This is a genomic window from Kitasatospora sp. NPDC059803, assembly GCF_042732255.1.
Lineage (GTDB): Bacteria > Actinomycetota > Actinomycetes > Streptomycetales > Streptomycetaceae > Kitasatospora.
Genome location: NZ_JBHWIJ010000309.1, coordinates 1 through 9,926, shown reverse-complemented (window position 1 = coordinate 9,926; position 9,926 = coordinate 1). Strand labels below are relative to the sequence as shown.

1 protein-coding gene is annotated in these 9,926 nt (G+C 75.0%); it reads left to right on the top strand.

The annotated features are described in order from the left end of the window. Positions 1-9,926 (top strand): amino acid adenylation domain-containing protein (locus ACFV6I_RS33155; protein WP_380429390.1); only part of this gene is annotated, 9,926 nt, incomplete at both ends.

Genomic DNA, 9,926 nt, shown 5'->3' with positions numbered 1-9,926 from the left:
TTCCTCGGCCGGACCGACGACCAAGTCAAGGTCCGCGGCTTCCGAGTGGAGCTCGGCGAAGTCGAGGCCGTCCTCGCCGAGCACCCGCAGGTCGCTCGGGCCGCCGCCGTGGTGCGTACCGAGGACGAGCCCCGGCTGGTCGCCTACGTCGTCCCGACCGCCGGGGAGCGGGTCGAGCCGGACGGGCTCCGCGCCCACCTGCGCGAACGGCTGCCGGAGCACCTGGTGCCCGGCGCGTTCGTCCTGCTGGACGGGCTCCCGCTGACGCCCAACGGCAAGCTCGACCGCCAGGCGCTCCCGGCCCCCGGCCCGGCGCCGGTCACCGCCGGACGGGCCCCGCGCAGCGCGGCCGAGCAGGTGCTCGCCGGCCTCTTCGCCGACGTCCTCGGCGTGTCCGGGGTCGGCGCGGACGACAGTTTCTTCGACCTCGGCGGGCACTCGCTGCTGGCCACCCGGCTGATCGCCCGGGCCCGCTCGGTGCTCGGCGTGGAGCTGGCCCTGGCCGACCTGTTCGACGCGCCGACCGTCGCGGGCCTGGCGGCGACCGTGGACCGGGCAGGCCGGGCGCGGCCCGCGCTGTCGCGACGCGAGCGGCCCGACACGGTGCCGCTGTCCTTCGCGCAGCGCCGGCTGTGGTTCCTGCACAGCATGGAGGGGCCCGGCGCCACCTACAACGTGCCGCTGGCCCTGCGCCTGTCCGGGGACCTCGACCGGCGGGCCCTGGAAGCCGCACTGGCCGACGTCGTCGAGCGGCACGAGAGCCTGCGCACCGTCTTCCCGGTGGTCGACGGCGAGCCGTGCCAGCGGGTGCTGGACCCCGACGCCGCCCGGCCCCGGCTGCGCGTCACCGCGGTCGCCGCGGGCGACCTGCCGAAGCGGCTGGCGGAGTCGGCCCGGCACGGCTTCGACCTGGCGGCCCAGCCCCCGCTGCGCACCGAGCTGTTCGAGCTGGGCGCGGACGAGCACGCCCTGCTGCTGGTGGTGCACCACATCGCGGGCGACGGCTGGTCGATGGGCCCGCTGGCGCGGGACCTGACCGCCGCGTACGCCGCACGGGCGGCGGGCGGGAAGCCCGAGTGGGCCCGACTGCCCGTCCAGTACGCCGACTACACCCTGTGGCAGCGGGAGCTGCTCGGCGCGGAGAGCGATCCGGACAGCCTCCAGAGCCGGCAGCTCGCCTCCTGGTCGCAGCGGCTCGCGGGGCTGCCGGAACAGACCGAGCTGCCCTTCGACCGGCCCAGGCCGGCCGCGATGTCCTTCCGGGGAGCGCAACTGCCGGTCCGGCTCGACGCCGAACTGCACCAGGGCCTGCGCGAGCTCGCCCGGGGCGGCGGCGCCAGCCTGTTCATGGTGCTCCAGGCCGGGCTGGCCGCCCTGCTCGGCAAGCTCGGCGCCGGCACCGACGTACCGATCGGCACGCCGATCGCCGGGCGCACCGACGAGGCCGTGGACGAGCTGGTCGGGTTCTTCGTCAACACGCTGGTGCTGCGCACCGACCTGACCGGCGACCCGACCTTCACCGAACTGCTGGGCCGGGTCCGGGCCGGCGCGCTGGCCGCGTACGCCCACCAGGACCTGCCGTTCGAGCAGCTGGTGGAGGCGGTGAACCCGACCAGGTCGCTCGCCCACCACCCGCTCTTCCAGACCATGCTCGCCCTGCAGAACGCGCCCACGGGCACCTTCGACCTGCCGGGGCTGCGGGTGACGACCGATCTGGTGCACACCGGTACGGCCAAGTGCGACCTGACCTTCATCCTGACCGAACGGCCCGGCGAGGACGGCCTGTCGGGCGTGCTGGAGTACAGCACCGACCTCTTCGACGAGGCCACCGCGGCGGACCTCGTCGAGCGCTGGCTGCGGCTGCTCCGGGCCGTGGCCGTCGACCCGGACGGCCGGATCGGCCGGATCGACGTGTTGTCGCCGGACGAACTGCGCGAACTGCTGCCGTCCGCGGCGGGTGCCGAGGACGACACTCCGCAGAGCACCATCACCGCGCTCGTCGAGGAGCGGGTGCGGGCCGACCCTGCGGCGGTCGCGGTGGTGTGCGGCGAGGCCGTGCTGACGTACGGCGAGCTGAACGCCCGGGCCAACCGGCTCGCGCACGCGCTGATCGACCGGGGCGTGGGTCCGGAGCGGCTGGTGGCCCTGGCCCTGCCGCGCTCGGCGGACCTGGTCGTCGCGGTGCTCGCGGTGGTCAAGGCCGGCGGCGCCTACGTGCCGGTCGACCCGGCGTACCCGGCGGCCCGGATCTCCTACCTGCTCCAGGACGCCCGCCCCGCACTGTTGCTGACGACCCGTCAGATCGGTGACCTGCCCGGCGCGGAGTCCGTGGACCGGCTCCTGCTGGACACCGCCGACCTGGACGGCCTGCCGGACACGGACCCCGCCGTCGCCGTCGATCCCGGTCACCCGGCGTACGTCATCTACACCTCGGGCTCCACCGGGAAGCCCAAGGGCGTGGTGGTCCCGCACCGCAACGTGGTGCGGCTGTTCGGCACCACGCGGGCGCTGTTCGACTTCTCCGCCGAGGACGTGTGGACGCTCTTCCACTCCTACGCCTTCGACTTCTCGGTCTGGGAACTGTGGGGCCCGCTGCTGTACGGCGGCCGGCTGGTGGTCGTGGACTACGAGACCAGCCGCTCGCCCGGCCGGTTCCTGGAGCTCCTCGCCCGCGAGCGGGTGACGGTGCTCAACCAGACGCCGTCCGCCTTCTACCAGCTGATGCAGGCGGAAGCCGAGCACCCGTGCGAACTCGCCCTGCGGACCGTCGTGTTCGGCGGCGAGGCCCTGGAGCCCGCCCGCCTGGCGGCCTGGTACGAACGGCACCCGGACGACGCGCCGCGGCTGGTCAACATGTACGGCATCACCGAGACCACCGTGCACGTCACCTACGCGGCGCTCGACTGCTCGGCCGCGACCGCGGGGGCGGCCAGCGTGGTCGGCGCCGCCATCCCCGACCTGCGCGCCTACGTGCTGGACCCCCACCTGCGGCCGGTGGCCCCGGGCGTGGCGGGCGAGCTGTACGTGGCGGGCGCCGGGCTGGCGCGCGGCTACCTGAACCGGCCGGGCCTGACCGCCGGGCGCTTCGTCGCCGACCCGTACGGGCCGGCGGGCAGCCGGATGTACCGCAGCGGCGACGTGGTGCGCAGGGCCACGGACGGCAGCCTGAGCTTCGTCGGCCGGGCCGACCAGCAGGTGAAGGTCCGCGGCTTCCGGATCGAGCTCGGCGAGATCGAGGCGGCCCTGGCCGCGCACCCCGGCGTCGCCCAGGCCGCCGTCCTCGCCCGGCAGGACCGCGCCGACGACACCCGGCTGGTCGGGTACCTGGTGCCCGCGGCCGACGCGGCCCCGCGCTCGGCCGAGCTGCGCGCGTACCTGCGCGAGCGGCTGCCCGAGTACATGGTGCCCTCGGCGTTCGTCGAGCTGGACGCGCTGCCGCTGACCACCAACGGGAAACTCGACCGCCGGGCGCTGCCCGCACCGGAACTCGTCTCGGCGGGAGCAGGAGCCGGCCGCGCACCGCGCACCCCGCAGGAGCAGATCCTCTGCGAGCTGTTCGCCGAGGTCCTCGGGGTGGCCGAGGCCGGCGTCGAGGACAGCTTCTTCGACCTCGGCGGGCACTCCCTGCTCGCCACCCGGCTGGCCGCCCGGGTCCGCGCGACCCTCGGGGTCGAGCTGGAGCTACGCACCCTGTTCGAGTCCCCGACCCCGGCCGCGCTGGCCGCCGCCCTCGCCGGCGCCCGCCGCGCCCAGCTGGCCCTGGCGCCCTACCCGCGCCCGGAGAAGACCCCGCTGTCGTTCGCCCAGCGCCGGCTGTGGTTCCTGCACCAGCTGGAGGGCGCCAGCGCCAACTACAACATCCCGCTGGCCTGGCGGCTGACCGGACCGCTCGACCGCGAGGCGCTCACGGCGGCGCTGGCGGACGTGGTGGCCCGGCACGAGAGCCTGCGCACGCTCTTCCCGGCCGTGGACGGCGTGCCGTACCAGCAGGTGCTGGACGTCGTGGCGGCCCGCCCCCGGCTGCACCTGCGTCGCACCACCGAAGCGGAGCTGGACGCCGTCCTGGCCACGGCGCTGGCCTGCCAGTTCGACCTGGGCACCGACCTGCCGCTGCACACCGAACTGTTCGAACTGGCGCCGGACGAGCACGTCCTGCTGCTGGTGGTCCACCACATCGCGGGCGACGGCTGGTCGCTCGGCCCGCTGGCGCAGAACCTGACCGCCGCCTACGCGGCGCGCCGCCGAGGCGAGGAGCCGTCCTGGGAGGCGCTGGCCGTCCAGTACGCCGACTACACGCTGTGGCAGCACGAACTGCTGGGCGACGCCGCCGACCGGGACAGCCTGTTCGCCCGGCAGGCGGACTACTGGACCGGGCAACTGGCCGGCCTGCCGGAGCAGCTCCAGCTGCCCACCGACCGGCCCCGCCCCGCGATGGCCTCGCACCGGGGCGACTTCGTGCGCAGCGGACTGGACGCGCAGCTGCACCAGGGCCTGCGCGAGCTCGCCCGCGCGCACGGCACCAGCCTCTTCATGGTGCTCCAGGCAGGGCTCTCGGCCCTGCTGAGCAAGCTGGGCGCGGGTGAGGACATCCCGGTCGGCAGTCTGATCGCGGGCCGGACGGACCAGGCGCTGGACGAGCTGGTCGGGTTCTTCGTCAACACGCTGGTGCTGCGCACCGACACGAGCGGGGACCCGACCTTCGCCGAGCTGCTCGGCCGCGTCCGGGACACCTCGCTGGCCGCCTACGCCCACCAGGAGCTGCCGTTCGAGTACCTGGTCGAGGCCCTCAACCCGGCCCGGTCGCTGTCCCACCACCCGCTGTTCCAGGTCATGCTGGTGCTCCAGAACGCCCCGAGGGCCGACTTTGCCCCGCCCGGGCTGGAGATCGGCGAGGTCAATCTGACCACGACCACCTCCAAGCTCGACCTGATCTTCTCGATGTCCGAACGGCACTCCGAGGACGGCGCCCCCGAGGGGATCGACGGATTCGTCGAGTACGCCCGCGACCTGTACGACCGGGCGACCGTCGAGACGGTGATCGCGCGCTGGGTGCGCCTGCTCACGGCGGCGGTCGCCGACCCCCGGCGACGGCTCAGCCGGCTCGACCTGCTCTCCACCGAGGAGCGGCACGCACTGCTGCCGGCGGGACCGGTCCCCGCGACGACGGCCGAGACCACCGGGCTGCCCGCGCTGTTCGAGGCCCAGGCGCGGGAGCGGCCGGACGCGGTCGCGGTGGTGTGCGGCGAGGCCGCGCTGACGTACGGCGAGCTGAACGCCCGGGCCAACCGGCTCGCGCACGCGCTGATCGAGCGGGGTGTGGGGCCGGAGCAACTGGTGGCGCTGGCGCTGCCGCGCTCGGCCGAGCTGGTGGTGGCCGTCCTCGCCGTGCTCAAGGCCGGCGCCGCGTACCTGCCGGTCGACCCGGACTACCCGGCCGCCCGGATCGCCCACCTGCTCGACGACGCCCGGCCCGCGCTGCTCCTGACGGACCGCCGCAGTGGCGATCTGCCGGGCGCGGACGGGGTCGACCGGCTCCTGGTGGACACCGCCGACCTGGCCGGGCTGCCGGACACGGATCCGGTGGTCACCGTCGCACCCGACAGCGCCGCCTACGTCATCTACACCTCCGGATCCACCGGGAAGCCCAAGGGCGTGGTGGTCCCGCACCGCAACGTGGTGCGGCTGTTCGACGCCACCCGGCACTGGTTCGACTTCTCCGCCGAGGACGTCTGGACGCTCTTCCACTCCTACGCCTTCGACTTCTCGGTCTGGGAGATCTGGGGGCCGCTGCTGCACGGCGGCCGACTGGTCGTGGTGCCGTTCGACGTCACCCGCGCACCGGAGCGGTTCCTGGAGCTCCTCGCCCGCGAGCGGGTGACGGTGCTCAACCAGACGCCGTCCGCCTTCTACCAGCTGATGCAGGCCGACGCCGAGCACCCGTGTGAACTCGCCCTGCGTACAGTGGTGTTCGGTGGCGAGGCCCTGGAGCCCGCCCGGCTGGCGCCCTGGTTCGAGCGCCACCCGGCGGGTGCGCCGCGGCTGGTCAACATGTACGGCATCACCGAGACCACCGTGCACGTCACCTACGCGGAACTGGACGGCGCGCACACCGCCGGCCCGGCGAGCGTCATCGGCACCGCGATCCCCGACCTGCGCGCCCACGTGCTCGACGCGTACCTCCAGCCGGTGCCCCCCGGGGTCGTCGGCGAGCTGTACGTGGCCGGCGCCGGTCTGGCGCGCGGCTACCTGAACCGGCCGGGCCTGACCGCCGGGCGGTTCGTCGCCGACCCGTACGGGCCGGCGGGCAGCCGGATGTACCGCAGCGGCGACCTCGTGCGCCGACGCGCAGGCGTACTGGAGTACGCGGGCCGGGCGGACGACCAGGTGAAGGTGCGCGGCTTCCGGATCGAGCTCGGCGAGATCGAGGCGGCCCTGGCCCAGCACCCGCGGATCCGCCAGGTCGCGGTGATCGCCCGGCAGGACCGCGCCGACGACACCCGGCTGGTCGCCTACCTGGTGCCCGTGGCCGGGGCGGCCGCCGAGCCGGACGAGCTCCGCGCCCACCTGCGCGAGCGGCTGCCGGACCACATGGTGCCGGCCGCGTACGTCGCCCTCGACGCCCTGCCGCTGACCGGCAACGGCAAGCTCGACCGGCGCGCCCTGCCCGAGCCCGACACCACCGGCGCCCCGGCCGGCCGGGCTCCGCACACCCCGCAGGAACACGTCCTCGCCGGACTGTTCGCGGAGGTGCTGGGAGTGTCACAGGTCGGCGCCGACGACGACTTCTTCTCCCTCGGCGGGCACTCGCTGCTCGCCACCCGGCTGGTGGCCCGCGTGCGCGCGACCCTGGGCGTGGAACTGGAGCTGCGCAGCCTGTTCGAGACCCCGACGGTGGCCGGCCTGGCCGCCGGCCTCGGCGGAGCCGACCGGGCACGGCTCGCCCTGGGCCGCGCTGAGCGGCCCGACCGCGTGCCGCTGTCGTACGCGCAGCGGCGGCTGTGGTTCGTCGACCAACTGGAGGGCGCCAGCGCGATGTACCACATCCCGCTGGCCTGGCGCCTGACCGGCGACCTGGACCAGGACGCGCTGCGGGCGGCGCTCGGGGACGTCGTCGCCCGCCACGAGAGCCTGCGCACGGCCTTCCCCCAGATCGACGGCGTGCCGTACCAGCAGGTCCTGGACGCCGAGACGGCCCGCCCGCGCCTGTCCGTCACCTTGACCGACGAGGCGGGCCTGCCCCAGGCCCTGACCGAGGCCGTGGGCCGCGGATTCGACCTGGCGGCCGAAGCGCCCGTGCGCGCCGAGCTGTTCGAACTGGCGGCGGACGCGTACGTGCTGCTGGTGGTGATCCACCACATCGCGGGCGACGCCTGGTCGCTGGGCCTGGTGTCCGCCGACCTGTCCACCGCGTACGCGGCGCGGCTGCGCGGCGAGGAACCGGCCTGGGCGGACCTGCCGGTGCAGTACGCCGACTACACCCTGTGGCACGACCGGCTGCTCGGGGACCGCACCGACCCGGAGAGCCTGTTCGCCCGCCAGGCGGACTACTGGACCGGGCAGCTGGCCGGCCTGCCGGAGCAGATCCGGCTGCCCGCCGACCGGCCCCGCCCCACGGCCGTCTCCAGCCGGGGCGGACACCTCGCCGTCGAGCTGGACGCCGAACTGCACGAGGCGCTGGTCCGCCTGGGCCGTGAGCGCGGCGCGAGCGTGTTCATGGTGCTCCAGGCGGGGTTCTCGGCCCTGCTGAGCAAGCTGGGCGCGGGTGAGGACATCCCGGTCGGGAGCCTGATCGCGGGCCGGACGGACCAGGCGTTGGACGAGCTGGTCGGGTTCTTCGTCAACACGCTGGTGCTGCGTACCGACACGAGCGGGGACCCGACCTTCGCCGAGCTGCTCGGCCGCGTCCGGGACACCGCGCTGGCCGCGTACGCCCACCAGGAGCTGCCGTTCGACCACCTGGTCGAGGCCCTCAACCCGGCCCGGTCGTCGGCCCGTCAGCCGCTGTTCCAGGTGCTGCTCGCGCTGCAGAACGCGCCGCGCTCCGCCTTCGAGCTGCCCGGCCTGGCCACCGAGCTCGTGCTGTTGCAGTCGCCCACCGCGATGTTCGACCTCTCCTTCCACCTGCTGGAGCGCGGCGGCACCGGCGGGGCGCCGGAGGGCATCATCGGCCACGTCGAGTACGCCACCGACCTGTTCGACCGGGCCACGGTGGAGGCCCTGCTCGCCCGCTGGCTGCGGCTGCTCGCGGCGGCGGCGGCCGAGCCGGACCGGCCGCTGAGCCGGATCGACGTCCTCACCGCCGAGGAACGGCGCGAACTGCTGGACGCGCGCAACGACACCGGGTGCCCGTACCCCGGCACCGGCCCGGCCGCGCTGTTCGAGGCGCAGGCCAGGGCCACCCCGGAGGCCGAGGCGGTGGTGTTCGAGGACACCGTGCTCACCTACCGGGAGCTGAACGCCCGCGCCAACCGGCTGGCCCACGCGCTCATCGGGCGCGGGGTGGGGCCGGAACGGATCGTCGCCCTGTGCCTGCCGCGCTCGGCCGAGCTGGTGGTGGCCGTCCTCGCGGTGCTCAAGACCGGCGCCGCGTACCTCCCGGTCGACCCGGACTACCCGGCGGCCCGGATCGCGTACATGCTGGAGGACGCCCGGCCGGCCGTGGTGCTCGACGACCTCGCGGCCGTCGACGCGCCCGGGACGTACCCGGACACCGACCCGCTGGTCGCACCGGACGCCCGGCACCCGGCGTACGTCATCTACACGTCCGGCTCGACCGGCCGGCCCAAGGGCGTGGTGATGCCCTCCGGCGCCCTGACGAACCTGCTGCACTGGCACCACCGCGCCGTCGGCGGCGGGACGGGCACGCGCACCGCGCAGTTCACCGCGCTCAGCTTCGACGTCTCGGTGCAGGAGATGCTCTCCGCGCTGCTGTTCGGCAAGACCCTGGTGGTGCCGACCGACGAGCAGCGCCGCAGTGCCGAACTCCTCGCCCGGTGGCTGGAGCACCACCGGGTGGCGGAGCTCTTCGCCCCCAACCTGGTGATCGAGGCACTGGCGGAGGCGGCCGAGGAACACGGGCGGGACCTGCCGGACCTGCGGCTGATCGCGCAGGCCGGCGAGGCGATGCGCCTGGGCGGCGGCCTGCGGCGCCTCCAGGCCCGCGGGCCCGGCCGGGTGCTGCACAACCACTACGGCCCGGCCGAGACCCACGTGATCACCGCCTTCCCGCTGCCGGCCGACCCCGCCGACTGCCCGCTGCCGGTGCCGATCGGCCGCCCGATCGCCAACAGCCGGGCGTACGTGCTGGACGCGGCCCTGCGGCCGGTCGCCCCCGGCGTCACGGGCGAGCTGTACCTGGCCGGGGCCGGGCTGGCGCGCGGCTACCTGAACCGGCCGGGCCTGACGGCCGGGCGCTTCGTCGCCGACCCGTTCGGGCCGGCGGGCAGCCGGATGTACCGCACCGGGGATCTGGTGCGCTGGCGCGCCGACAGGGAGCTGGAGTTCGCCGGCCGGGCGGACCACCAGGTGAAGGTGCGCGGCTTCCGGGTCGAGCCCGGCGAGATCGAGGCCGAGCTGGCCGCCCACCCAGGCGTGGCCCAGGTCGCGGTGCTCGCCCGCGAGGACCGGCCGGGCGACACCAGGATCGTCGCCTACGTCGTACCCGCGGCCGAGAGCGGGACCACGGCGCCGGTGCTGGCGTCGTACCTGCGCGAGCGGCTGCCGGACTACCTGGTGCCGTCGGTGTTCGTGGTGTTGGCGGCGCTGCCGTTGACGCCGAACGGGAAGTTGGACCGGGCGGCGCTGCCGGCGCCGGAGGCGGGGTCGGCCGGGTTCGGTCGGGCGGCGCGGACGCCGCAGGAGCAGATCCTGTGCGAGCTGTTCGCGGAGGTGCTGGGCCGGGGCCAGGTCGTTGTCGACGACGAATT